Genomic DNA, 25,775 nt, shown 5'->3' with positions numbered 1-25,775 from the left:
TGTGGCAGCTCTAAACCCTTGGAGGTGGATGAACATGATTAAAGTGGTGACATCGGAAGAAAGGCACACGTCGGATCGAGGTTGGATACACAGTGAATTCAGCTTTTCCTTTGCGGATTATGATGATCCAAGCAACGCCCATTTTGGCTGTCTGTTGGCTCATAATGAAAACACACTGATGCCGCAAGAAGGCTTTAAGAAACATCCACATCATGATCTTGAACTTGTCAGCTATGTCATATCGGGTACACTCAAACATACGGATAGTATGGGAACAGAACAATTGCTTGAACCGGGTACGGTCCAGGTGATGAGTGCGGGGACAGGAGTGGAACACTCCGAGACCAATCCGTCAGTGGATGAACCGGTACGTTTCCTTCAGATGTGGTTTTTGCCATCGGAGCGTATGCTGAAACCTTCCTATACGAATCGGAGAATAGAGCCGCAGGAGTATTTGAATCGTCTATGTCCGATTGTATCCGGGCAAGGGGGCGAGGGAAGTGAAGGCGCATTGCCTATTTCCCAGGATGTAACCTGTTATCTGTCCCATTTGGAGTCCGGGAAGAAGTTGATGTACCCGCAACATGAAGACCGACGGACACATCTTTTCCTGATCAGTGGACATGTAGAGATTCATTGTTCGGATGGTAACTTCAACCTCAAGCCGGGCGATGCCGCACGAATTCGCAAAAGCTGTGATCTGCAAATCACGAGCACAGACAGTGAACCTGCCGAATTTGTTTTGGTTGACCTGCCTTAAGGATGGGATGTATTCCGTAAAAGATAGTCTTGAAATATAAACATATGAAAAAAGGACCTGTTCCCACGGTGATGTGGAAAACAGGTCCTTCTTTTTGCTAAGATTTACGAAGATTACCCAGTTCCGAAGCGACAGCTTCGACTTCAGAGATACTGAGATGTTCCTTGCTCAAAATCATTTCATACAGGTCAAACAGATCTTCATATTTCTCAAGTGGGAATGAAGAAGCTTGCATGGCGGCACCGCTTGCCATACGAAGTTTGGTTTTGATCGCTTCAATCATATATTCCATATTGGCTGCTGTTGCTTGTGTTAAATCCATCGTTAAGTTCATCCCTTCCGTATCGGAAACTCTTGTTATTGTATCATGATTGGAAGCGCTCAGGCTAATGCTTTTGCGAGGAAACCAAGCATCGGTTACAATGATGGATACAACAACAGGATTTCATGGAAACCTGAGTGTACTGGAGGGAATACAGCTTGGCAGCGTATAAGCGAGAAATGGTTCGCCATCAAGGAAGGGAAGTCCGCAAAGGCGTGCCTGCAGAGAATCTGGTCTTATTTTTCAAAAACATCGTTCAACTTCATTCTCCAGCTGAAATCACGTTTGTCTGCATTGGTACTGACCGTTCCACCGGGGATGCTCTGGGTCCACTGACAGGAAGTTTATTGCAAGAGAGCGGAATGGAGAACGTGATTGGCACGCTGTCTTCCCCTTGTGATGCAGATACGCTGGAAAAGAAATTGGCACTTATTCCTGCACACCATGCCATCATAGCAATTGATGCATGTCTGGGTCCAAAGCAGGCGGTAGGTACATACTATCTCTCGAATAACCCACTCATTCCGGCCCAATCGGTCGGAGGCAAGCTCCCCCCTGTTGGACAATACAGTGTAGCAGCTGTGGTTAATGCGAATGGACCAAGGCCCTATTCCATTTTGCAGATGACCTCGCTTCACTTGGTCATGGGGATGTCCCGGACGATTGCAGACGCTGCAATTGAAGCATGGAAATGGAGACAAACGTTTCATTCATGATATGTAGGCTTAATAATATACAACCTGAATTATATCATTCGCGCAGAGAGAGGGATTCATATGGAAAAAGTGATGTGTGATGGAACGACGATTTGTTATGCCGAACAAGGTAAGGGAGAAGCACTCATTTTGCTCCACGGATACTGTGGCAGTTCATCGTATTGGGATGAGGTCGTACCTGAACTGGCACGCAGCTATCGCTGTATCGTACCTGATCTGCGTGGACACGGAAAAACAGATGCACCTGTAGGAAGTTATACCATCGAACAGATGGGCAACGATGTATTACAGTTGATGGATGAGTTGAATGTGGAAAAAGCGGTCCTTCTGGGACACTCGATGGGGGGATACATTGCGCTTTCGATTGCACAACGTCATCCGGAGCGTTTGAATGCATTTGGTCTGATTCATTCGACAGCCTATCCGGACAGTGAAGAAGCCAAGGAAAAACGCCTTCGTGCTGTATCCACCATTCAGACCGAAGGTATCGTAAATTTTGTAGATGGACTGGTTCCCGGACTGTTTGCACCGGAACATGTGGAATCGTTATCTAAGCATGTAACACGTGTGAAGGAAATTGGATACCAGACTGCTCCTCAAGGTGCTGTTGGTGCTGCACTTGCTATGCGAGAACGCCCGGATCGCCGCGATGTGTTATCGGCTACACCTTTACCTGTATTGCTGGTTGCGGGAGAGAAGGATGCTGTTATCCCGCCAGAACGTACATTTACAAGTGACAAGCCACATATCGTGCAAGCCGTGATTGCGGGTGCAGGTCATATGAGCATGTATGAAGCTCCTGAAGAGTTAATTCAGGTCATTAAACAATTTATGGCTGGATTATCGAAGTAATTGATGAAGTGATTTATGTTGATTTTATTAAAATATAGTTTGGTTTCTGGATGATTCAACCTCTTGTGGAGGAGGAGTACCCAGTTCCATTTCAACCGAGCCCCTGCCACGTCCCTTTGGGATAGGCGGGGGCTTGGTGTGTTCATGGCCAGAGCAAAGACACGTGTGTCTTGTTTTTGGCTTTTTGTGATGGCATGAATTAAAATAAATATAAAGGAACGATATGAGGGCGATTGAATGTATAGGGTCGAATGATGAGGGGGCATACAGCATGTTCAGAAAAGATTATCTGCTCCGCATGATGGAGGAAATGACTGAAGCAATAGGCAAAGTGTTCACGCTCAAACAGCAGCGTAAGCACACCGAGGCATTGTCTGAACTGGATGAGTTGATGCGCAGGCAGTTTGGGTTGAACTTATCTCTACTGAACTCATTGCCAGCAGAGGATGTTATTGAAATGTTCCGTTTTCGCGGAATGATTGAGGTAGACAATCTGCAGCAAGCCGCGAGGCTGATTGAAGAAGAGGCTTACATCTATCAAGAGAAGGCCAAAGTGGAAGGCATCGATGATCAGGAGAGAATGGACGCAGAGGATGAGGCTGTCATTCGATTGATGAGATCACTTCATTTTTACCTGTATGCATTGAATCATGGCGCTAATCCTAAGTTATTGGACGCACCTGAACGGGTGGAGGGTGTATTAGGGCTTACGAAAGAATATGAACTTCCTGCTCGAACCGAAAGACAGCTTGCCCTGTATCGTGAACAACAAGGACATTACGACCAGGCAGAGAACAGTTGGTACAGGCTGTTACAGCTTGGTGCTGAATTCCCGGTGAGCTACCGAGATGATGTACAGGCATTCTATGAAAGGTTGAGCCCACTCACGGATGAACAACTGGAGCAGGGCGGTCTGCCACGGAACGAAGTTGAAGAGGGACTAGCTGAACTAAGTCGTCAAGAGATGAACTCATAAAATATAGATTGGATCAAGGCTTGTTACATGCCTTTACTTGGAGAGGGAACGGAATTGTGGTATGGTAACGGTTGACCAAACCAAACCGAAAGTGAGATGTACCCCGTGGATTCATTGCGAAAGCTTATACAAGACATCTTTGAACAGAATTCGCTGATTACAGCGACCTGGAGCCAGCTGCGCAGACGGGACAATGTCTCGTATACCAAAGTGCAAGTCAAGCCGGTGACACTGAAGAATCAGCTGCATTATCAATTTGCATTTCATTATAACAACAAAGTGCTGCACGAGAATTTGACTCCGGCTGAAGCGGCTGAGCGCATGACTTTGTTATGCGAAGAGACGTTTCGTCAAGGCCTGCTCTGTACGACCGAGGCAGACTATCAAATTTTGATCAGCAAAAAATATAAAGTTTCCATTCTGACCAAATCTGCTTCCAAAACTGCGGTGGACCTGTCGCATAATCGCAAGAAGCAATATGTATTGGAAGAAGGCGTACCTGTATCGTTCCTCGTTGAACTTGGTATTATGAACGAAGAAGGTCGTGTGCTGGCTCGTAAGTATGACAAGTTCAGACAGATCAACCGTTTCCTCGAAATGGTGCAGGATGTTATTCCGCATCTGCCGGAGGGGCGTCCACTGACCATCGTTGATTTTGGTTGTGGCAAGTCTTATCTGACATTTGCGTTATATCATTATCTGTCTGTACAACAACGGCGTTCACTCAAGATTATTGGGCTGGACTTGAAGGCAGATGTAATTGAACACTGTAATGATCTGGCTAATCGATTGCATTATGGCGATCTGAAGTTTCTGGTTGGAGACATCGCGGACTACGATGAATTAAATGAAGTGGATATGGTTGTCACGCTGCATGCCTGTGATACAGCTACCGATGCTGCTTTGGAGAAGGCAGTTCGTTGGGGGGCTTCTGTTATTCTGTCTGTTCCTTGCTGTCAGCATGAACTGTTTGACCAAGTAGAGGCTTCCGTGATGAATCCGTTGTTGTCCCATGGCATCCTCAAGGAACGTTTTTCCGCACTGGCTACGGATGGGATTCGTGCCAAGTTGCTTGATCTGATGGGATACAAGACACAATTGCTTGAATTCATCGATATGGAGAATACGCCTAAAAACATATTGATTCGTGCTGTTCGCGGTCAGGCTGGAGAAGTGACGGAGATGTGGAATGAATATACGGCTTTCCGTGATTTCATTCATGCTGATCCATATTTGGAGCGGGCTTGTGCCGATTTGCTTCCTGGCGATGGCAAGCAGGCCGATGGGAAATCAAATTCGAGCAAAGAAACCGTTCAAGATTCCGCAAATTGCGACCTTTGCTGAGTGTGCCAACGCCAATCCAGGGACATACTGCAATTAGGGTCCCTGAATGTAAAATGATATTCAATGCACATACTGCGTAGCAAGCAACATCATAACTGTCAGATGTATATCAGGCAGAAGGACCCGTTATCGGGATCTTCTGTCTTTTTGTTATGCATATGGAGCGGTGGAAGGAGGGTAGAGATGAAGAATAGGACAATGGATAAGGGAGTTGTGAGGGATAGACGAGGGTATGCGGCGAACGAGGTAATAGTGAAACAGGCGTTTGAACGGTCTCACCACGCAAATGGTACAGAATCTGTAGATAACAAGGACTTATGTAATGGGGACATTAGGGATAGTGGAGACAGTACATATAATAGGGAACATACATACAACAAACGTGATACGTATAAAAAAGATGATAAAAATAATCCAAATGGAGCTATTCAGACCGATGCGTCAGGGAGTTTTTCTTGGACCTTGAGGAGTGAACGTATTTTAGGTTCGGGATGTACTGTTGGGTTGGCCATAGTCATAATTGTTTTGCTACTCGCAGGGTGTCTGAGTCGTGGGCTGTACTATTCGGCTGATCTGTATCCAGTCATTCTGATCGCAGCAGGAAGCATATTGATCATGATTGTGCTATTTCTTGTCGGTATTCGTCTAGAGAAAGAGCAAGAGCAGGAGCAGGAGCAAGGAAGAAAACAAGTACCTCTGTCACCGGTACATTGGCTAGGGAACAATGAACGAATGGGTTGGCGAATGATTCGAATCCAAGGAATATTGCGGGTGTTGTGGCCGCTGGGGATGATGACATGTTTTGGGGTACATGCGTGGGCAGGCTCGGTGAGTAAACAGGGCAGCATGGATGAAATGCTGCGGTGGAGCCTGCTTGGGATGTTTACGCTGCTCACCGCAATACTGGCTGCGCGCACGAATGGTGCGCGTTGGTTAGCCTGCGGTTGGCAGATGGCAGGCGGCTTGCTTGTGCTAAGCGGCATCCTTGCCGTATGCGGGATATTGCCGCTGCCCTTCGGGGTGATGCGAACTGCTGACCCCGAGATCAGCTCCGCTGGAGCAAGGCTCGGCGGACTATTGCAGTACCCGAATGCGTACGGTGCCGTTGTTGGCATGTATGCATTGGAGCGGCTGACAGCCGCCGCGCGAGTCATAGCCCGGCCTGTGCCGGCCGGGCGACTCATCGCGGCAGTGCTGCCGCTCATGCCCGCGCAAGCCGCGCTCCTGCTGAGCGAGTCGCGCGGCGCTTGGCTGGCGACCGGCTGTGCCGCGGTCGCCGCCTTTGCTTTGCAGCGGCGCGGTGCCCGCCTGCCGCTGCTGCTGGCCACGGCCGTGCCACTGGCGTGCGCGGCCTGGCTGTACCGCCAGCTGGCTGCTGCCCAGCTGGCGCCTGCACCCGTGCCCGGCCTGCTGGCCATGGCCGGGGCATGGGCAGCTGCGCTGCTCGGCACGCTGCTGCTGTGCCGTCTATGGCACAGCGGCGCCGCCAAGGCTCCACGCGCCGCTGTCCTGACGGCCATTGTGCTGGCGGGAGCCGCCGCCGCACTAATGGCCGTGGTGGCCTCCACCGCCGGTCGCCTCGCGGCGGGTGTCGGCACTGGGGTGTCCCGCCTACAGATGTGGCGGGACGCCCTCCAGCTGTGGACCGAGGCCACATGGCTCGGCCACGGGGGAGATACATGGCGCAACATGTTCCGCGCCATTCAATCCTCGCCTTATGTTGGAGGCGAGGTTCACAACGGCCTGCTCGATCTCGCCCTGGACACGGGCATGATCGGCATCCTGCTTGTCGCAGGGTGGTTTCTCCTCACCCTGCGAAGCATCTTTCATTTTGCACCGCAGCTCATGCCTTCTGTGCTTATTTTTGGCCTGCATGGGGCGATGGACTTTGACTGGAGCTTCACATTATTTTGGATGCTCTTCATCTGGCTCGGTGCTTGGGCAACTGCATTGAAGACGGAAACAGAGGGGGTCCAGCGATACGGCGTAACTGTGAAATACACTCCTATCAGATCCAAATCGGGATCTAAATTGAGATCTAAATCCAGATCTCTTTTCTTGCGATATTTATCAACCCAATCCCACCCATCAGCTGTCCCGATGCGTTCCTTCTTTCATATTTTTCAGCGAGTAACTGCTCGGCTAATAAGGGTATCCACAGTGATGATCATCCTTTTCTGGATTGGGGGAACAGTCTGGCTGACCTCTCGATATGCCGTAGCAGAAGTGCAGTACCGTCAGGCGATGTCTGAACCGGATGGCACTCCAGCACAGAAGGTGCATCTTATGGCTGCCCTTCAGTCTAACCCGAATCGACCGGATATCGTGATATCTCTTGCGCGAACGCTCCCGGGACGAGAAGCAGAATCACTTCTTTTGAACAGCCTGTCCCATTCCCCAATGCACCCTCAGATTTACATCGAACTGGGACGATTGGCAGCCCAATTCGGCGAAGGACAGCAAGCTGGAGAATATTTTGAACAAGCGATCGCATTGAATCGGTATGATGGCATTGGCCAATCCACGGCTTTGTATTGGATGGAGCAGGCAGCGCGGCGGGAATGGAAGGCAGGATTCACGGATCGAGCTCGACAGACCGCCGCCGCTGGTGTACAGATGTATGAACAGTATCAACTGCTGGTTGAGGAAGTGGAAGCAGGAAACGTTCGCAATGATCGTCGCTTTGTACTGGAAGAACATGCTCCAGGCTATGGAGAGAACCTGCGCAGGCTTGCTTCAGCTTTTTCTCCTCCATTTACTTCAGAGTTGACCAAGCGGAGTCCTTGAATCGCTGCTGGATCTTGACGCTAACCCAAGCGAAATGATGATGGATGTCAGCGTCTAAAAATTCTGGGAGTCCAAGCTGGCTGCTCCTGGCTGATAGGTATGCGATTTTCTAAGGAACACAGGACGTCTTATTTGACATTTAGCTCCTCATTTTAAATTGTAAGGAACATCAGACACGTTATTTCCTTAACAAAAACCCAATAAGTGTCCAAAAATTCCGATATAACGTGTCTCAGATTCCTTAGATTTCTAAGAGTGCTTCAAATCCTTGAATAAGACGTCTCAGTTCGTTACCGCTCATGGGCTTGAGTATGAGCATGAGCATGAAAATATACTCTGAGCTTATGTTCATGCTCCCCATGGTGGTCGGCTCCATGCTCTGCACGATCCGCAAGCCAGAGGACGACCCTGAATTCCGCCCAGAGCGAAGCGTTACATCATAAGGGAGAAATTCGCATTTATGTTGTCTCTATCGCTTGCTCGTACGTGAAGGGAGGCACTAACATCACACGTTTAAGGACACAGTGCCCTTACCTATTCCTAACATCAGATTAGCTTCAACCATTGCTCCGTCTTTCAGTAGGTTTGAAGACACAGCTATCTGCCTCATTCCTCCATAATCTACAGACGATAACCGCCAAATGCGTGCTGAAACGCATCTTTTAATGGTTCGACGTCTACTTCCCACATCGCGGCGATCTCTGCACTGACATCCTTGTTCCACCACTCACATAATTTCTTGCGGTTGTCGCGATTCTCCCCAATCCAGAGCAGATTTGTGATCACTTTACCGTAATAATATTCTTCCGCCTGTTTCATCCGTTCGGGAGAGACATATACTTTTAGCCTTTTGGCTGTCCGGTACAATTCCTTGCTGCATGCTCTGCGAATTCCTCTGGCGGAAGGAAGGTTTTGACCAGATTGCGTATGTTTGACCGGCGGAGTACCGGGTATTGACTTGTGTGACATCTTCTCACGCTCCTCTCCCCATACCATATGCGGACTGCTGCGAACGGGACACTATCCTAACCTCGTGATGTAGCAACGTCCACAGCCCTGTGATAAAATAGGGACGAACATCCATGGTGCGGAGGGGCACCGCCAATCAGGATGGAGAAAGAGGGTTGAGATGGACTTTATTCATAACCTTGTTGGCCAATTGTTCGATTGGATTCAAAGTCTTGGGTACTTTGGAATCATGCTTGGATTAATGTTGGAAGTTATCCCAAGCGAAATTGTGCTGGCGTATGGAGGTTTTCTCGTTTCACAAGGTAATATCAACTTCTTCGGTGCTATGATTTTTGGTACGGTGGGCGGTGTGATTGCCCAGTTATTTATTTACTGGATTGGCCGTTATGGCGGCAGACCTGTACTTGAACGCTACGGTAAATACATACTCATCCAGAAAAAACACATCGACCATTCCGAGGAGTGGTTTCGCAAGTATGGTACAGGTGTCATTTTCACGGCTCGTTTTGTTCCGGTGGTAAGACATGCAATCTCCATCCCGGCTGGCATCACGAAAATGCACACAGGCAAATTCATCTTGCTTACTACACTCGCTGTTATACCTTGGACTGCATTGTTTATATATTTAGGGATGATTCTTGGAGATCAATGGAAGCATATTGATGAGAAAGCGGCACCGTATGTTATGCCTATTTTGCTTGTCGCTCTCGCCCTTATGATCGTTTATGTACTTATTAAATGGATGAATGTTCGTAAAAAGAAAGGAAGTGTCTAGTTATGGGTAAACCCAACTTGTCTCACAAATTCGGTAAAGGTCTTCCACCGAAAGATTTTATCGAGAGTATGACCAAGAACCAAAGTGAATTCCAGGCCAACTATGATAGCTTTACTTGGTCGAACGAAGAGGATCGTGAGTTCTTTGAGAGCCTGAACCATCGCGATGATCTGCGTGTGTTAATTCTGGCTGCTGACTGGTGCGGGGATGTTGTCCGTAATATTCCGGTTGTGTTCCAGGCGCTTGAAATCTCAGGAATTCCAACAGAAGTTCTGATTATGGAGAACCATCCGGAAGTGATGGATGAATTCCTGACGATGGGTGGCCGTTCCGTGCCAGTCGTTATTTTTGCAGATACAGGTGGTCATGTGTTAGGTCAGTGGGGACCTCGTCCGCAGCATGTACAGGAAGTCATGATTGAATTCAAACGCCTTAATCCGGATCGTGAAGCAGCAGATTATCAAGAAAATTTGGCTGTAGCGCGTCAAGAGATTGGTAAACGTTATGGGGAAGGAACGGAGTCACATGCGGCCATTATCCGTGAGCTGCGTGAACTGATTTCGGGTTACTAAGCCGATATGCTTAACATTCGTACGTTTACACTAGGCCCGCTTCAGACCAACGCGTATCTTCTACAAGGAGATGATCCGGGCAAAGCCGTCATTATCGATCCAGGCATGAATCCAGGGCCGCTGCTTAAGGCGATCCAAGACTTGGAGATTGAAGCCATTCTCCTCACTCATGCTCACTTTGATCATATGGGCGGGGTAGATGAGATCCGTAAATTGAAGGGATGTCCCGTTTATCTTCATGACTTGGAGAGTGACTGGCTCACCACCCCGAAATTAAATGGATCTTTGAATTGGCCACAGGCGACACCACCGCTTTCGACAGATCCTGCTGAATATGCCATGGACGAAGGGCAGAAGCTGAATCTGATTGGTCATACGTTTAAAGTGTTCCATACACCTGGACATTCACCAGGCAGTGTAAGTTTGCTTTGTGATAACGACCTGTTTGCCGGTGATGTGCTGTTCCGCATGGGTGTGGGCAGAACGGACCTGACAGGAGGGCGTGAACGGGATCTGATTGATTCAATCCAGAACAAGCTTTACACCTTTGCTGATGAAGTGAAAGTATATCCAGGTCATGGTCCCAAAACGACCATTGGTTATGAGAAACAGAACAATCCTTACGTGTCCGCAAGATAATCCGACATGATATGTGAAGAAAGTCTGGACAAGTGACAACTTTTTCATTAGAATAGCAATTAGTTGTTACAAGCGTTAAGGCATCATCTAACTGAAGCATTACCAAGAAACACCCAACCTCGCGAAGCACGCAGACTGTGGTCTATACCCGGTTTGCGTTCTTTTTTTGTTTTCAGCCCCTTTTTATCGCAAAATCAGCCTTTATTACGCTACATAGAGATGCAAGATGCGCTTCATCACAAGACAGTTTGAGACCAATAGCAAGTTAGCAGCAAGTACAGATTGATTTAGAAAAAAAGAATTTAAGAAAATATTATATAAGTTGAACTAATCATTAACACAATAACGGAGAGGACAGAAAAAACCTGTAAAAGCGAAGCTAAAAGCTTTCTGCAAGAAAGCAACTTCGAAAGCATACACTTCGCCTAAAAGCTTTCTGAAAGAAAGCTGCATTGGAAGCATACGCTATCCCCGGATTTTCCCTTTAAGAAAAGGGAATCAAAAAATCTGGGGATAACAGCGATTGGAAGGTTATTCTATCATCGTAGTGTCAGTGTAAATAATCTTTGGTTCAACTTATATAGATCATGAGAGTGGGGAATATCAAAGTGGAGAAAACAAGAGTTATTCCGTTGAATCAGCGTGTCGAGTATCCGATCATTGAAGAAAACCGTCGCATATTGGAAAGTGGGAAAAGAGAAACAGGTACTGAGCGAGCTTTAATACATAACCCCAGCGTGACCAATGAAGTGATGAAGTCTCAGCAGAATATATGGACAAGCCGTGTTTTAAGAAACGGAGCCCGCCACCAACCGTGGTTCGACAAGCTGCGAGATTACCGGAATCAAGTCTGATTGCCCGGGAAATTGTCGGGTTTAATTTTTTTTGATTTCATTGAACGTTTTTGCAGAGCCTGTCGTATTAACTCCTCCAGATTGAACGGGAAGCAGGTGATTTCATGATAAAGGCAGCTGAGCTGGAAGAGGTACGCAGAGCAGTATCGGGAGACGATAGCGCACTCGCAGCGTTGTTGCAACGTCACTACACGTTTGTGTATAAGTATCTTGTCAAAGTGACGATGGACGCTAACCTCGCAGAAGAGACGGTGCAGGATACGATGATTCGTTGTATGGAAAATATCCATCGATATGATGGCACGTCTGCCTTTTCATCATGGATGATCACCATTGCGACTCGCATCTATATCGATAAGACAAGACGTAAGAAGAGAGAACAGAACTGGCTTTCTCTCATTCGGGATCAGGCTGTACGTCGATTCCGCTGGCAGCTTGAGACTCGGAATGAAGAATGGACAGATGTCATGGATGCGATGACAAGACTGACACCCGAACATCGTGTAGCAGTGCTACTGAAGCATTATTATGGATACGGATATGACGAGATCGGGGAAATGCTGGGTATTCCTGCGGGAACGGTGAAGTCACGCACAGCTTATGGTCTCCGTCAGTTAAGAAAGGAGCTGGAATAAGGATGAGCAGATCAGATGATGCACAAGAACAAGAAGTTGTAGAACGATTGCAGCAACACATGAAAGTGCTGGATGATGCATTTGAGCCGACAAGTATTCCTTCTTTGGGTGCACTTGAAGCCCAAGTCAGGGAACGGAGACAGATTAGACGTCGAGCCAATTGGATCGAGATGATATGTTTCTGGTTGGTTGGATTGCTTGCCATTACCTTTGGGGCATTATTTTTCGTATCTGCTCCAGCTCTATATCTGGGAATTCAGGCTCTTGGTACAGCTGTTGCGGTGATTTTGGTTGTAATCTGGGCCGGACGGCGCCGGAAGGAGGTTCATCATGAATAAAATGCATTATTCATTGGATGAGATTTCTCCACTGTGGCTTACATTGCTTGGCATTTTTCTTCTGGTTCAGGGCACATGGATTTTTCAGGACGCACGCAGACGTGGACGTTTCCCTTGGTTATGGGGATTATGGGGCATCACAGGATTTCCCACGCCGCTCATCATATATTGGTTTGTCGTGATTCGATCACAGCGCAAGCCAGGTGTACGGAATCAGAAATAACATCATTTTAAAAATGGAAAAAAGATTTTGCACAAATATGTTGTTTAATTCTAGTATTCCTAGACATCGTTATTCTTTTCTAGTAGACTATACAAATAAATATTAATGATAGACTACCAGGAGGTTAGACGATGCTGCGATTAGGAGAGAAGGTTGTCATCGTCGCGGATGCGTTTGAGCAGAATCTTCCTGTGGGGGAATATGGTTTCATCATCGCTTATGACCGGAATCCGGACAATGCGTTCGATTACGTGCTTCGAGTGCCGCAGGTAAACCGGAACTTTTTTGTTCCATCCGGCGACGTCGATCTGGAAGAGGTTCTGCTGAAGCAGGAAGCTGAGCGGGTCGAGCGAGAAGCGTTGATAGATTACGCCCTTGCGACACACAATGAGAAGCTGTTTCATCATCTGATGAACGGAGATTTTCAAGCTGTGGAAGAGGAAGAGGAAACCGCGAACGATGTTATGTCACAGGCGGATTTTATAAAGCAGGTTAATCTGCGTGCATGGATTTAGAATTTTAAGAGTCGGCTGATGCCGGCTCTTTTTTATTTTATAAGTTTGATTTTAGCTTCCCGGAAGCCTGTCAGGTCATTTGCATTGAATTGTCGAACTATCTCACCTATAATGAAAAAAGTTATCTTGAGACTTTAGCCCGTTAAACGAGCGATTCGTTTCAGGTCGTTTCGGGAATCAGAACGAATGAAGGAGGCATCCGCTAATGAGTATTTCGAATAATGACGTTCAGCATGTGGCCAAGCTGGCCCGGCTCAACTTGACTGCTGAAGAAGAACAGACCCTGACAGGTCAGCTGAACGCGATTTTAAAATATGCAGAAAAGCTGAATGAGCTGGATACAGAAGACATCGAGCCCACCACCCACGTTCTGCACGTAAGCAATGTTATGCGTGAAGATGAGACCAAAGAAAGCCTGTCGATTGAACAGGTGATGAGCAATGCACCGGAAGAAGAAGACGGGCAGTTTAAAGTGCCTGCAGTAATGGAATAACAGATAACCGGAAGGAGGACAAAAACTGTGAGTTTATTTGAACAATCGTTGCCTGAGTTACATAACAAGCTGCATGCCAAAGAGCTGTCGGTCAGCGATTTGGTGGATCAGGCGTATCAGAACATTGGCGCGCATGACGATAAAGTTAAGGCATATTTGGCACTGGATGAAGAACAAGCACGCGCTCGTGCACGTCAACTGGATGACCGTCTGGTTAGCGGCGAGGAGAAAGGTTTGCTTTTTGGTCTGCCTGTAGGTATTAAGGATAACATCGTTACGAACGGACTGCGCACGACGTGTGGTAGCCAATTCCTTCGTAATTTCGACCCGGTGTATGACGCGACAGTTGTCGAGAAATTGAAAACTGCGGACACCGTAACTATTGGTAAACTCAACATGGACGAATTCGCCATGGGCGGCTCCAATGAGAATTCAAGTTTCTCCCCTGTACGTAATCCATGGGCACTTGATCGTGTTCCAGGAGGTTCCAGCGGTGGTTCGGCAGCAGCTGTGGCTGCGGGAGAAGCGTACTTCACGCTTGGATCAGATACAGGTGGCTCCATCAGACAGCCTGCTTCGTATTGCGGTGTTGTTGGATTGAAGCCGACGTACGGACTTGTTTCCCGCTTTGGATTGGTTGCATTTGCATCATCCCTGGATCAGATTGGTCCTTTGACGAAAAATGTTGAAGATTCTGCTTATGTATTGCAGGCCATTGCTGGTTATGACGCCAAAGATTCGACATCTGCAAAAGTAGAGATCCCGGATTATTTGAGTGGACTGACAGGTGATGTTAAAGGGCTTCGCATTGCCGTTCCGAAAGAATACATTGGTGAAGGCGTAGATCCACAAGTGAAAGAGACAGTTTTGTCTGCATTGAAAGTTCTTGAAGGGCTCGGGGCAACATGGGAAGAAGTATCCCTTCCGCATACCGAATATGCGGTGGCTACGTATTACCTGCTGGCATCTTCAGAGGCTTCTTCCAACTTGGCTCGATTTGATGGTGTACGTTATGGCGTGCGTGCAGACAATCCAGACAACTTGCTGGATCTGTATCATCAGTCCCGCAGTCAAGGCTTTGGTCCAGAAGTGAAACGACGTATCATGCTCGGAACGTATGCACTCAGCTCGGGGTACTATGATGCCTATTATCTGAAAGCACAGAAGGTACGTACTTTGATCAAACAGGATTTCGACAATGTATTTGCCAAATATGATGTGATTATCGGACCAACTGCGCCAACTACGGCGTTCAAACTGGGTTCACAGGTGGATGATCCACTTACGATGTATCTGAACGATATTTTGACTATTCCGGTTAACCTTGCTGGTGTACCTGCTGTTAGCATTCCATGTGGATTCTCGGATGGATTGCCTGTTGGCCTGCAGATTATCGGTAAAGCCTTTGATGAAACAACCGTATTGCGTGTAGCGCATGCGTTTGAACAAAATACAGAATTCCACAAGCAGCGTCCGCAGCTGTAGACTGCCCGGAACGGAGGAATATAGAAATGTCCGCATCTAAATATGAAACGGTCGTTGGACTTGAAGTCCACGTGGAGTTGCATACCAACTCCAAAATTTTCTGTGGCTGCTCCACAGCTTTTGGAGCTCCGCCGAATACGCATACCTGCCCGGTCTGTCTCGGACATCCGGGTGTACTGCCTGTATTGAATCGTCAGGCGGTAGACTACGCCATGAAGGCCGCGATGGCCCTGAATTGTACGATTGCTGATGTCAGCAAGTTTGACCGTAAAAACTACTTTTACCCCGACTCACCAAAAGCCTATCAGATCTCGCAATTTGATCAACCTATCGGTGAGAACGGCTGGATTGATATCGAAGTGAATGGTGAGACGAAACGAATCGGCATCACGCGTCTTCACTTGGAAGAAGATGCAGGGAAGCTTACACATATTGATGGCGGATACGCTTCTTTGGTGGACTTTAACCGTGTCGGTACTCCACTCGTTGAGATTGTATCCGAACCTGAGATTTCTTCTCCGGAAGAGGCGCGTGCGTATCTTGAAAAAATGCGTGCGATCATGCAGTACTGTGATGTGTCGGACGTGAAGATGGAGGAAGGATCACTTCGTTGTGACGCCAACATCAGTTTGCGTCCACATGGACAGGAGAAGCTGGGAACGAGAGCCGAGCTGAAAAACATGAACTCCTTCCGTGGTGTTCAGCGTGGTCTGGAATATGAACAATATCGTCAGGCTGAGATTCTGGATGATGGCGGTGAAGTGGTTCAGGAGACGCGTCGCTGGGACGAAGCTCAAGGGAAAACACTGTCGATGCGTGGCAAGGAACAAGCGCATGACTACCGTTATTTCCCAGACCCTGATCTCGTGAAGCTGCATATCGACGAAGCCTGGAAAGAGCGGATCAGAGCTACCATACCTGAGCTTCCAGACGAGCGCAAGGCGCGTTACACGGCTGATTATGGATTGCCTAGTTATGATGCAGAGGTTATTACCTCCTCCAAAGCTGTGGCAGATCTTTTTGAAGATAGTCTGAAATACACTCAGGATGCGAAGTCCGTATCCAACTGGATCATGGGCGACTTGCTGGGTTACCTGAATACGAGCAATCTTGAGGTGACTCAGGTTCCACTGACAGGTCAAGGTTTGGGTGAGATGATCGGACTGCTGGAGAAGGGCACCATTAACAGCAAAATCGCCAAAACGGTATTCAAGGAAATGCTGGAGAGCGGCAAGCTTCCACAGCAGATCGTTGAAGAGAAGGGTCTTGTGCAGATTAGTGATGAAGGCGCCATTCTTGCCATCGTTGAGCAGGTTGTAGCCAATAACCCTCAATCCGTGGAAGACTATAAAGCTGGTAAACAAAAAGCCATTGGCTTCCTTGTTGGTCAGGTTATGAAAGAAAGTAAAGGCAAGGCGAATCCCGCTCTAGCCAACCAACTGCTTGCAGATGTACTGAACCGCTAATCCTTCCGGTGAGGCCGGACAGAAAGAGGCTCGTCCCTGTGACAGCCTCTTTTTGGTATTGATAGATACAAATGTATTTCGGACGGGGGAACGGATATGAACATTCAACCATTGTCACTGAGTGATCTGGAGACGTTGGGACAGTTATGGAGACTACAACATGTAGCTTATCGATTGGAAGCTGAAATCATCGGATTTCAGGAGATTCCTCCTTTGATGGATACGATGGAGACACTTCGGGATTGTGGAGAGAGTTTTTATGGTTGTATCCATGATGACGGAGAGCTTATCGGGGCTGTCGCTGTAGCGGAGGAAGAGGAGAATACACTGACCATTACACGAATGATGGTGCACCCGGATCACTTTCGCAAGGGAATTGCGGCATCTTTGATGACGTATGTGTTGGAACATCATGCGGATCTTCCGCGTTATATCGTCTCCACAGGAACGCTGAATCAACCCGCAGTGAATCTGTACACCAAATTTGGTTTTACGCCTGTGGAAGTCACACAGATTGCACCTGGAGTGGAATTAACGACTTTTCACAAGAATAAACTTTAATAATATTAACAACTTGAGGAGGAATACCGACTTTGGGCGATCCCTGGTTCATTGATGAGTGGCACATTTTATTACGATTATTGCTGGCTATGCTGCTTGGAGGGCTCGTAGGCCTGGAGCGGGAACGGTCCAATCATGCTGCCGGTTTGCGTACCCATATCTTGGTATGTCTTGGCTCTGCACTGATTATGATGTTGTCTGTTTATGGCTTTAAAGATTTTGCTAATGAATTAAATGTAAGGATCGATCCAGCGCGTCTGGCTACTGCTGTAATTACTGGTGTCGGATTCCTGGGAGCAGGGACAATTCTCTTCACGGGAAAATCCATTACCGGACTGACTACAGCTGCTTCAATCTGGGTTGTTGCAGCCATTGGGCTCGCAGCAGGTGCGGGATTCTTTTTTGCCTCTATCGTATCCACCGTTCTGGTATTGCTTAATCTCTGGGTATTTAACAAATTAGAGCTAAGGTATCTACGAGGGAACAAACTGCATGTTGTTACACTTCATACCTTGTCAGAACCCGGTTTTCTCGAACAACTGTCTTCATGTATGGAGCAGGAGAAGATCAAAATTCGTAAAATTACCGTGAATGAACAAGACTTGGCTTATGCAGAGATGGTGTCGGTTGAACGTAAAATTGAGATTGTGTTACATGTTCAGGTACCGCATGATTTCCAAACGGTAGGCTTGGTATCCAAGTTAAGACAATGGGAACACGTTACCAAGGTGTCGATCGAATAATGAATTACAACCCTCCCCAGGCCAGTAGTGCCGGAGGGTTTTTGGTCATATCCATATTTCTTCCAGTTACTCTCCTTGCTCTTTAGGGTACTATCTAACCAAATGCATGAAGAGCGGAAGGTCAGATCAGAAGAAAGGAGTATGTTATGAAACGGAGACGTCAATTGAACCAAAATACTCGTACAGTTCAGACCAAACCGGTCAGAAATCGGACTCACAAGTTTATTGCGGGATTACTGAGTGCCATTATTCCTGGTCTGGGTCATATTTATCTGAGATTGTACATGAGGGGTTTGACCTTTATGCTGCTTGTTTTGCTTGATCTGTCAGCAGTGTTGTACTTCTCATCTATTGGTATACAGATTAATGTGCCATTGCTCATCTTACTGGCTTTGTGTATTCCGGTTATTTACTTTTACAATGTATATGATGTGTTGCAATCTGCAGATTGGGTCATGATGCGCAGACGTAGAGCAGTAACCCAGGCAACTTCGGACAAGCCGATAACCAATGAACGTTCTACACGAGATGCAATGATGGTCTGGGAGAGAGGCATATCGTTTGGATTACTTCTGATTGTGGGAGGATCTTTAATGGTACTTTTTTTCCGCAAACCACGTTGGTTTCAAGAGCTTCTCGCCATGTACGGCGGATATTCATTTGCGGTTCTCATGATCGTAGGCGGTTTGCTTCTGTTTGGTCGTGAGTTCTGGGTGATGTTGAACAAGAAAAAAATGTAGTGGAAACGACACAAGGAGGGAACGTGATGAACCGTAAAGTCCGGGTTGGCCGCTATACGGCTGCCGCCTTAATCATAGCGGTCGGTGTGCTGTTGATTTTGGATAAACGGTGGGGAACGGACTACGTATATGAAATGGTGGACTGGTGGCCATTTTTGCTCGTTGTTTTAGGCGTTGAATATATTGTGCTGTTCCTGTGGACACGCAGAAGAAACAAGGTGCAATCGGATAACCCGAGCAATCCTGATGAGCAAATCAAAGTACGTTTCAGACCCGATGCCAAAGGCATTCTAACCTCACTGATTTTGGCAGCTTCCGTATTTATCGTCACCGAGCAGGATCACTACATGCATTTGTGGAATAGAGTGAGTCTAAATCTTGGAGCTGCATCCATGGACTACAGTCAAGCGGCAGGATATATGGAGGATAAGGGCACGATTCGTGTACCTGTTCGCATGGATACGTCAGATCTTGTGGTCGAAGGTGTCAACGGAGATATCTCGGTACAACGCGGAGATACGGATGAGATTGAAGTACGAACGGTGATCTGGGTAGATCAGACGACGGAAGTACAGGCAAAGGCCGTTGCAGCAGCCTCTTTTGTAGAGGCCGATGGTACAAAAGTGATTTATATCAAAGCTACAGGCAAGACGTATGGAGACAATGAAAAAACGCAGCCACGGATGAATCTTACCATTACGATCCCGGATGATCGTCGTTTTAATCTGGATATTCGAACTTCCAATGGAGCCATATTATTAAACCGTCCGGAAGCCATTAGTACCATACTGGCTGAAACGGGTAACGGACGTATCCGGATTACCAATGCTGTTGGAGATATCTCCGGGAAAACGTTGAACGGAGATGTCATTGTAGCCAACGCCATTGGTAATGTCGATCTGGACAGTAACCGTGGAGATATGAAGGCTCGCGGTATTTCCGGCGATGTAGATCTTGCTACACAAGTGGGAAGTATCAGTATTGCGGACTCCGTTGGTGAATTCATCGCAGAGACACGCAACGGCAATATTACGCTGGATGGAGCCAATCTGGGAATCAAAGCCCAATCACTTAATGGCAGTATTAACATCGTATCTACCAAAGTTGGAGGGGACTGGGATGTGTACAGTGCGGTGGGAGCCATTAACGTATTACTTCCTGATCGTGGAGACTACAGTCTTGCGGGTTCCAGCAGTTATGGAGATCTAAGTACGGATCTGCCGTTCAAAGTACAGAATAAAACCATAGAAGGCCAGCTCGGTGAGGGCGAGTACAGGGTGAAAATTGAAGGCAACAGTGATCTCACCATTCAGAGCAACCCGGCTGTGTCTACGCCTGAAACAGTTACACCTGATTCTGAAGATACGGCGGCTGAGAATCTGGAACAGACTACCGAGGACGGACCAAATTCCCAGTAGGATTCTACAGAGGTTCCTTGACTGCCGCGTTGACAATAAACTTGTAATCGCCGTACAATAAATGTACACTGGCAAGATTACACGGCATGAAAGATGGATTGTCGTTCTTAATGGCCGGGAATCAACTCTGAGCGAGGAGACAGTAACTTACTCTTCACCAGAGAATGAAAGGTAAGGCGGTGGGTTTTATGGCAACACGTGTCCAACATGCGTTGGAGCATCTGAAAACGACCGGTGTCCGTATTACACCCCAGCGTCATGCCATATTGAACTATCTGATGGAATCCATGGGGCATCCGACAGCCGATGAAATTTACCGAGCCCTTGAACCCCAATTTCCCAGTATGAGCGTGGCAACGGTATATAATAATTTGAAGATGTTTCTGGAAGCTGGCATGGTCCGGGAATTGACATACGGAGATAATTCAAGTCGCTTCGATGCCAATGTGACGGATCATTATCATGTTATCTGTGATCAATGCGGCAAGATTGAAGACTTCAGCTATCCTTCACTCAAAAGTGTAGAGCTTCAGGCGGAGTCTAGTACAGGATTCGAAGTACACGGTCACCGATTGGAAGTATATGGTGTTTGCAAAAGTTGCAGGGATTAAGAGAGTTGAATTACAATATTAACGTGCAGAATTCAGTATGGATTCTACACGTTTTTTTTTAGCATTTATGCAAAATGCTCATTTTTATAACAACTTATGCGCACATCCTTATGATCAGCATAATTAACGGAGGTAGACGTTTGGGTAGAAAAAGCAGATATACACGTCAGAAGCGACGTTCATTTTGGCCTGGTTTTCTCGGGGCTTGTCTGATCGCCGGGGGGGCTTACTGGCTTATAACAAATGTATGGTTGAACCAGACCCATGAAGACCCCGACTGGGTAGGAAGAAGCCAGCCTATTTTTGTAGATGGCCAACTGATGGATGGAGACGCTCTGGGTACAGGAGATCAACTCAAGTTGCCTGTAGATGTGCTGCAAGAAGCGATTGATGCAGGCATACGTTATGAATCAGAATCGGGAGATATCATTATTGCGTCTCCTCAGCGAGTCCTTCATATGAAAGATGGAAGCACACAAGCAGAACTTAATCACAAAGATTATCCTATGACAGTTAAGCCTGAGGTTAAGGACGGAGAAGCCTATATTCCGCTCAAACCTTTGAAAGAAGTATATGGCATAACCGTACAGGAAGATTCAGTAACAGGTGCTGTGCTGCTGATGCGTGGAGGAGACATGATTCAGTATGCAGAGATTGATACATTATCATCCAAAGCGGACAAGACGGTGCCGTTATATAAACGTGGGGGAGAATCCTCACCAATCATTGCCGACATGGAAAAGGATGCACGGGTACGTGTATGGCAGACGGGTGATAAACAGAGTTTTGTTCAACTCGATAATGGATATGCCGGATATGTAGATAATGATTATATTGTCCTCACTGAGAAAAAGAAGGTGGACTTGCCCAAGTATACGCTGACTGCAGCAGAGAAGAAGTGGCAGAATAAACCGGTAAATCTGGTTTGGGAAGCCGTGTACAATCGTCAGCCTGATGTGGGTTCTATCGGTAAAATGCCCGGTGTGAATGTGGTCAGCCCCACATGGTTTCATATTACGGATGGACAGGGCACTGTGAAAAGCAAGGGAAACCAAGCTTATGTGAACTGGGCTCACCGTTCGGGTATGGAAGTATGGGGACTCATGGATAACAGTTTTGACCCGGACGTTACAAAAGAAGCTGTAGCTTCTTACGAGACACGCACGCATATTATCGAGCAGATGTTGGAGTATGCACAGACGTATCAACTGGATGGTATCAACATCGACTTTGAGAACGTGTATACCGATGACGGGCCGAATATTACGCAGTTTGTGCGCGAGATCAAGGCGATGGCTCGTATACATGGATTGATGTTATCAATCGATGTAACACCGAAATCAAACAGTGAGATGTGGTCTGCCTTTCTGGATCGCCGTGCATTAGGTTCTTTTGCAGACTATGTTATTGTGATGGCTTATGATGAACATTGGGCAGCCAGTCCTAAGGCAGGTTCGGTAGCATCTCTGCCTTGGACCGAGGCTTCCATGAGACGCATACTTGAGGAGGATGAAGTCCCTTCTAACAAGTTGATCATGGCGGTTCCGCTCTATACCCGGATATGGACGGAAGAGACGAATGATCAGGGTGAGGTTAAAGTGTCTTCCAAAGCGGTGGGCATGAATGCCATTGTGGAGCTGATCCAAGAGAAGAAACTCAAACCTGAACTGGATCAGGCAAGTGGACAAAACTATGTGGAATATAAGGAAGACGGAGCTACCAAGAAAATATGGATCGAAGATGCCGTGTCCCTTCAGGCGCGTGTGGATTTGATTGCTTCGCTGAAGCTGGGCGGAGTAGCTGCGTGGAATCGGAGTTTTGCTAATGCTTCTGCATGGGAGGTATTAAAGCAGGCTGGTTACCAGAAATAAGTTACTCGAACTCAGAGTGTCTGATTGCTTTAATTTATTTTCGCTAAGCTCAAAGTTTCTCCTTGAGTACCATCATACGTGCAGTCTACCGTTTTATTGGTCGTAGAACTTATAACTTAACTTCATATTTTAGCTATTGATAACAGCAATAAGGGCTCACTTATAAGCCAAGTCCAAAAAGGTCCGGTAAACATACCGGGCCTTTTTTTTGTTCTTCAATGAAACTAAGGTAAAAGACATTTAACGGTTGGAGACCATTTTGTGCTAACCATCGGTGGGGGGAGCATGTGTAGAAGGCGCTTTCAGTTGTTGACTGGTCATGTTGGCTTTATTAGGGTCCAGGGTGAGGATGGTATGACAGAACATACAACGATCCGTTTTGCCAAGCATTTTGGTTAACTTCCCGCATTCCGGACAGTCGACTTGTACTGCACTGGTGGAGAGCATACCCGCCCAGAAATAAATGGCTAGACTGGCCATCATGGCAATCAGTCCGATGACGAGTCCTACAGCTGCGATTACCTTGCCTGCATGTCCCCAGAAAACAATCCCGGCTGTTCCCAGTATCATTAGGCCCATACCTAGCATGGTCAGTAGTAATCCCCAAGTGCGAAAAGCATTAATTTTTGCTGATTTAAAAATCATGAAAAATGCTCCTATCGTATGAGTAGTATTGGACCTGGAAAAGAAGGAAACTTCAGTCTGGATGTAGAATTACATTATAACTGACTTGGCGCTTATCTGCCATGAAATGTATGGAGGGAATCGTGGAATTAAAGAACCTTGCTTTTTTGTCCGAACAGTCGGAAGAGACAGGGGCAGTTGGGGCTATCGCTTTTTCCCACCCGGGAGAGCGATTCCACGGCTCCCTAATTCAAGATTTCGAATTATTAGTACTTGTTGTTCATAATGATGATCAATTGAAGTCGACGGTGGGACATTACAGATATGGTGATCTTCGTTATCAGATGATCTATGCGAGCCGTCATGAATTAAAGAGTAGTGTAGTAACCGGGAATCATAATAATCTCACCCAGTGTCTGATTGAAGGTGAAATTATCTGGGAAGCGGACAGCGCCTTAAGTGATTTGCGAGAAGAACTGTCTGCCTTTGGGGCAGAATTGCGTGAGCAGAAGCTGCTTCATGAATTCACCAGTTTCTTGAGAATGTATGTGGAGGCCAAACGTCATATTCAGGAAGGTCATGTTGTAGACGCCTACTACAATGTATTAGAGGCTCTGGGGAACTGGGCAAGAATTGTATTGATTGAACAGGGGATATACCCGGATCATGCCGTCTGGACACATGTACAGAATCTGGATCGCGCTTTATGGAAACTATATCAAGAGCTTACCGTAAGCTCGGAGACGCTGGAGCAGCGAGTAGAGCTTGTCCTGCTTGCCTGTGAGTTTTCCGTAATGTCCAAAATGAGTGAGTGCTCAGAACTGCTGCTGCGTGTGTTAAGAAGTCGCAAGGAGCCGTGGAGCATGAATGAACTTGTTCATCATCCGCAGTTAAGATTTGTTCGAGAAGATCTGCCTTTGGTAATACGTAAGCTGGTCTTTCGTTCTATTGTAAAAGAATCGGCAGGATGGCCATCAATCGGAGGAGAGGGCCGGGAAATTCGGTATTGGATTGAGGCATAACCTTCTCCAGAGGCCTGACATTATATTGATCACATAAGGGAGGGGAAACCTTCCTTTTTTGTTTGTTTAATAATTTATAAAAAGATGTTGACTCTCATTCACGATATATGATACATTATATTTCGTTCCTCAAACGAGATTATCGTCAACAAACGATAAATTCTTCAGAGGAAAAGTGAAGAACTAAAGCTTCAAAAAAGAACTTAAAAAAAGTTCTTGACGAAAACAAACGAAATGTGTTACATTATTTAAGTCGCCGCCGAAACTTGGTTGAGACGAAAAAAAGTAAAACAAATCGTGTTTGATCTTTGAAAACTGAACAACGAGTGAGTAAACATTCTGCTTGCAGAATGAACGCGAAAGTTTGAGACAAGCCTTGGCTTGAATCGGCTGGAGCACAAATGAGATTTTTAATCTCGTCAGATTCAAAATGAGCTTATCGCTCTTTTCAATACTTTATTGGAGAGTTTGATCCTGGCTCAGGACGAACGCTGGCGGCATGCCTAATACATGCAAGTCGAGCGGAGTTGATAGGAAGCTTGCTTTCTTGATACTTAGCGGCGGACGGGTGAGTAACACGTAGGCAACCTGCCCTCAAGTTTGGGACAACTACCGGAAACGGTAGCTAATACCGAATAATTGTTTTCTTCGCCTGAAGAGGACTGGAAAGACGGAGCAATCTGTCACTTGGGGATGGGCCTGCGGCGCATTAGCTAGTTGGTGAGGTAACGGCTCACCAAGGCGACGATGCGTAGCCGACCTGAGAGGGTGATCGGCCACACTGGGACTGAGACACGGCCCAGACTCCTACGGGAGGCAGCAGTAGGGAATCTTCCGCAATGGGCGAAAGCCTGACGGAGCAATGCCGCGTGAGTGATGAAGGTTTTCGGATCGTAAAGCTCTGTTGCCAGGGAAGAACGCTTGGGAGAGTAACTGCTCTCAAGGTGACGGTACCTGAGAAGAAAGCCCCGGCTAACTACGTGCCAGCAGCCGCGGTAATACGTAGGGGGCAAGCGTTGTCCGGAATTATTGGGCGTAAAGCGCGCGCAGGCGGTCATTTAAGTCTGGTGTTTAATCCCGGGGCTCAACCCCGGATCGCACTGGAAACTGGGTGACTTGAGTGCAGAAGAGGAGAGTGGAATTCCACGTGTAGCGGTGAAATGCGTAGATATGTGGAGGAACACCAGTGGCGAAGGCGACTCTCTGGGCTGTAACTGACGCTGAGGCGCGAAAGCGTGGGGAGCAAACAGGATTAGATACCCTGGTAGTCCACGCCGTAAACGATGAGTGCTAGGTGTTAGGGGTTTCGATACCCTTGGTGCCGAAGTTAACACATTAAGCACTCCGCCTGGGGAGTACGGTCGCAAGACTGAAACTCAAAGGAATTGACGGGGACCCGCACAAGCAGTGGAGTATGTGGTTTAATTCGAAGCAACGCGAAGAACCTTACCAGGTCTTGACATC

At 47.1% G+C, this 25,775-nt stretch carries 27 protein-coding genes and 1 rRNA gene; 25 read left to right on the top strand and 3 right to left on the bottom strand.

The genetic code is table 11. The features are described 5' to 3' along the window. Positions 1-34: 34 nt before the first annotated feature. The gene (locus EL84_RS09850) at positions 35-760 is read left to right on the top strand and encodes a pirin family protein (RefSeq protein ID WP_047841568.1); all 726 of its coding nucleotides are present in this window, start codon (positions 35-37) and stop codon (positions 758-760) included. A gap of 97 nt (positions 761-857) precedes the next feature. Here the strand turns inward: EL84_RS09850 and EL84_RS09845 are convergent, their stop codons facing one another. Next, positions 858-1,082 (bottom strand): DUF1128 domain-containing protein, encoded by a 225-nt coding sequence (locus tag EL84_RS09845; protein ID WP_017692283.1) that lies wholly within the window; start codon positions 1,080-1,082, stop codon positions 858-860. Positions 1,083-1,240: 158 nt separating this feature from the next. Here EL84_RS09845 and yyaC point away from each other — a divergent pair, with 158 nt between their 5' ends. The 5 genes from yyaC (at position 1,241) to EL84_RS09820 (ending at position 7,757) form a co-directional block, all read left to right on the top strand. Then, positions 1,241-1,798, top strand: a complete 558-nt coding sequence (gene yyaC / locus EL84_RS09840; RefSeq protein ID WP_082218945.1) for a spore protease YyaC — start codon at positions 1,241-1,243, stop codon at positions 1,796-1,798. A 60-nt stretch (positions 1,799-1,858) separates the two neighbouring features. Then, entirely contained in the window at positions 1,859-2,650 is a 792-nt protein-coding gene (locus EL84_RS09835) for an alpha/beta fold hydrolase (RefSeq protein ID WP_036607004.1), read from the top strand. Between the two features lie 271 nt (positions 2,651-2,921). Then, positions 2,922-3,626: a DUF6483 family protein gene (locus tag EL84_RS09830; protein WP_047841567.1), complete on the top strand. Its 705-nt coding sequence runs from the start codon at positions 2,922-2,924 to the stop codon at positions 3,624-3,626. A gap of 96 nt (positions 3,627-3,722) precedes the next feature. Beyond that, the gene (locus EL84_RS09825) at positions 3,723-4,970 is read left to right on the top strand and encodes a class I SAM-dependent methyltransferase (RefSeq protein ID WP_047841566.1); all 1,248 of its coding nucleotides are present in this window, start codon (positions 3,723-3,725) and stop codon (positions 4,968-4,970) included. Between the two features lie 183 nt (positions 4,971-5,153). Next, positions 5,154-7,757, top strand: coding sequence for an O-antigen ligase family protein (locus EL84_RS09820; RefSeq protein ID WP_047841565.1), 2,604 nt, complete (start codon positions 5,154-5,156; stop codon positions 7,755-7,757). A gap of 621 nt (positions 7,758-8,378) precedes the next feature. Here EL84_RS09820 and EL84_RS09815 read toward each other — a convergent pair. Further along, positions 8,379-8,726: a hypothetical protein gene (locus EL84_RS09815; protein ID WP_047841564.1), complete on the bottom strand. Its 348-nt coding sequence runs from the start codon at positions 8,724-8,726 to the stop codon at positions 8,379-8,381. Positions 8,727-8,886: 160 nt separating this feature from the next. Between EL84_RS09815 and EL84_RS09810 the strand changes: the two genes are divergently transcribed. The 17 genes from EL84_RS09810 (at position 8,887) to EL84_RS09730 (ending at position 22,665) form a co-directional block, all read left to right on the top strand. Continuing rightward, entirely contained in the window at positions 8,887-9,501 is a 615-nt protein-coding gene (locus EL84_RS09810; RefSeq protein WP_036607012.1) for a DedA family protein, read from the top strand. Positions 9,502-9,503: 2 nt separating this feature from the next. Then, a complete protein-coding gene (locus EL84_RS09805) occupies positions 9,504-10,073 on the top strand; it encodes a thioredoxin family protein (RefSeq protein WP_017692292.1) in 570 nt (189 codons plus the stop codon). A 6-nt stretch (positions 10,074-10,079) separates the two neighbouring features. Further along, positions 10,080-10,712, top strand: coding sequence for an MBL fold metallo-hydrolase (locus EL84_RS09800; RefSeq protein ID WP_036607016.1), 633 nt, complete (start codon positions 10,080-10,082; stop codon positions 10,710-10,712). Positions 10,713-11,320: 608 nt separating this feature from the next. Then, the gene (locus EL84_RS09795; RefSeq protein ID WP_047841563.1) at positions 11,321-11,566 is read left to right on the top strand and encodes a hypothetical protein; all 246 of its coding nucleotides are present in this window, start codon (positions 11,321-11,323) and stop codon (positions 11,564-11,566) included. A 104-nt stretch (positions 11,567-11,670) separates the two neighbouring features. After that, entirely contained in the window at positions 11,671-12,201 is a 531-nt protein-coding gene (gene sigY, locus EL84_RS09790) for an RNA polymerase sigma factor SigY (RefSeq protein WP_047841562.1), read from the top strand. Between the two features lie 2 nt (positions 12,202-12,203). Continuing rightward, positions 12,204-12,539 carry a YxlC family protein gene (locus EL84_RS09785; RefSeq protein ID WP_047841561.1) on the top strand — a complete coding sequence of 112 codons (336 nt, stop codon included), beginning with the start codon at positions 12,204-12,206 and terminating at the stop codon, positions 12,537-12,539. Beyond that, positions 12,532-12,762, top strand: coding sequence for a hypothetical protein (locus tag EL84_RS09780; protein WP_179088694.1), 231 nt, complete (start codon positions 12,532-12,534; stop codon positions 12,760-12,762). The genes EL84_RS09785 and EL84_RS09780 overlap by 8 nt, the downstream gene beginning before the upstream one ends. A 131-nt stretch (positions 12,763-12,893) precedes the next feature. Then, positions 12,894-13,277, top strand: a complete 384-nt coding sequence (locus EL84_RS09775; protein ID WP_024631336.1) for a hypothetical protein — start codon at positions 12,894-12,896, stop codon at positions 13,275-13,277. Positions 13,278-13,482: 205 nt separating this feature from the next. Next, positions 13,483-13,770, top strand: a complete 288-nt coding sequence (gatC, locus tag EL84_RS09770) for an Asp-tRNA(Asn)/Glu-tRNA(Gln) amidotransferase subunit GatC (protein ID WP_047841560.1) — start codon at positions 13,483-13,485, stop codon at positions 13,768-13,770. Positions 13,771-13,797: 27 nt separating this feature from the next. Then, positions 13,798-15,255 carry an Asp-tRNA(Asn)/Glu-tRNA(Gln) amidotransferase subunit GatA gene (gene gatA, locus EL84_RS09765; protein WP_047841559.1) on the top strand — a complete coding sequence of 486 codons (1,458 nt, stop codon included), beginning with the start codon at positions 13,798-13,800 and terminating at the stop codon, positions 15,253-15,255. Positions 15,256-15,281: 26 nt separating this feature from the next. Further along, complete coding sequence (gene gatB, locus EL84_RS09760; protein WP_047841558.1) at positions 15,282-16,721, top strand: Asp-tRNA(Asn)/Glu-tRNA(Gln) amidotransferase subunit GatB; 1,440 nt, start codon at positions 15,282-15,284, stop codon at positions 16,719-16,721. Between the two features lie 96 nt (positions 16,722-16,817). Next, positions 16,818-17,282 (top strand): GNAT family N-acetyltransferase, encoded by a 465-nt coding sequence (locus EL84_RS09755; protein WP_047841557.1) that lies wholly within the window; start codon positions 16,818-16,820, stop codon positions 17,280-17,282. Positions 17,283-17,314: 32 nt separating this feature from the next. Continuing rightward, a complete protein-coding gene (locus tag EL84_RS09750) occupies positions 17,315-18,025 on the top strand; it encodes an MgtC/SapB family protein (protein WP_017692302.1) in 711 nt (236 codons plus the stop codon). A gap of 146 nt (positions 18,026-18,171) precedes the next feature. Next, on the top strand, positions 18,172-18,765 hold the full coding sequence (locus EL84_RS09745; RefSeq protein WP_053061441.1) for a hypothetical protein: 594 nt from the start codon (positions 18,172-18,174) through the stop codon (positions 18,763-18,765). A 26-nt stretch (positions 18,766-18,791) separates the two neighbouring features. Then, positions 18,792-20,183 (top strand): DUF4097 family beta strand repeat-containing protein, encoded by a 1,392-nt coding sequence (locus tag EL84_RS09740; protein WP_047841556.1) that lies wholly within the window; start codon positions 18,792-18,794, stop codon positions 20,181-20,183. 188 nt (positions 20,184-20,371) lie between these two features. Continuing rightward, positions 20,372-20,794, top strand: a complete 423-nt coding sequence (perR, locus tag EL84_RS09735) for a peroxide-responsive transcriptional repressor PerR (RefSeq protein ID WP_026081471.1) — start codon at positions 20,372-20,374, stop codon at positions 20,792-20,794. A gap of 140 nt (positions 20,795-20,934) precedes the next feature. Then, positions 20,935-22,665, top strand: a complete 1,731-nt coding sequence (locus EL84_RS09730; RefSeq protein WP_036667993.1) for a glycosyl hydrolase family 18 protein — start codon at positions 20,935-20,937, stop codon at positions 22,663-22,665. 264 nt (positions 22,666-22,929) lie between these two features. Here the strand turns inward: EL84_RS09730 and EL84_RS09725 are convergent, their stop codons facing one another. Next, positions 22,930-23,310 (bottom strand): DUF2614 family zinc ribbon-containing protein, encoded by a 381-nt coding sequence (locus EL84_RS09725; RefSeq protein ID WP_047841554.1) that lies wholly within the window; start codon positions 23,308-23,310, stop codon positions 22,930-22,932. Between the two features lie 122 nt (positions 23,311-23,432). On the opposite strand from EL84_RS09725, the gene EL84_RS09720 reads away from it, so the two are divergent. Both EL84_RS09720 and EL84_RS09715 read left to right on the top strand, forming a co-directional pair. Next, complete coding sequence (locus EL84_RS09720) at positions 23,433-24,311, top strand: nucleotidyltransferase-like protein (protein ID WP_047841553.1); 879 nt, start codon at positions 23,433-23,435, stop codon at positions 24,309-24,311. 456 nt (positions 24,312-24,767) lie between these two features. Further along, a 16S ribosomal RNA gene (locus EL84_RS09715) occupies positions 24,768-25,775 on the top strand; the annotation flags it as partial.

It is taken from the genome of Paenibacillus sp. VT-400, assembly GCF_001029205.1.
GTDB lineage: Bacteria > Bacillota > Bacilli > Paenibacillales > Paenibacillaceae > Paenibacillus > Paenibacillus amylolyticus.
The sequence above is the reverse complement of the archived record's forward strand: the minus strand, read 5'-3'. Positions and strand labels throughout refer to the sequence as shown.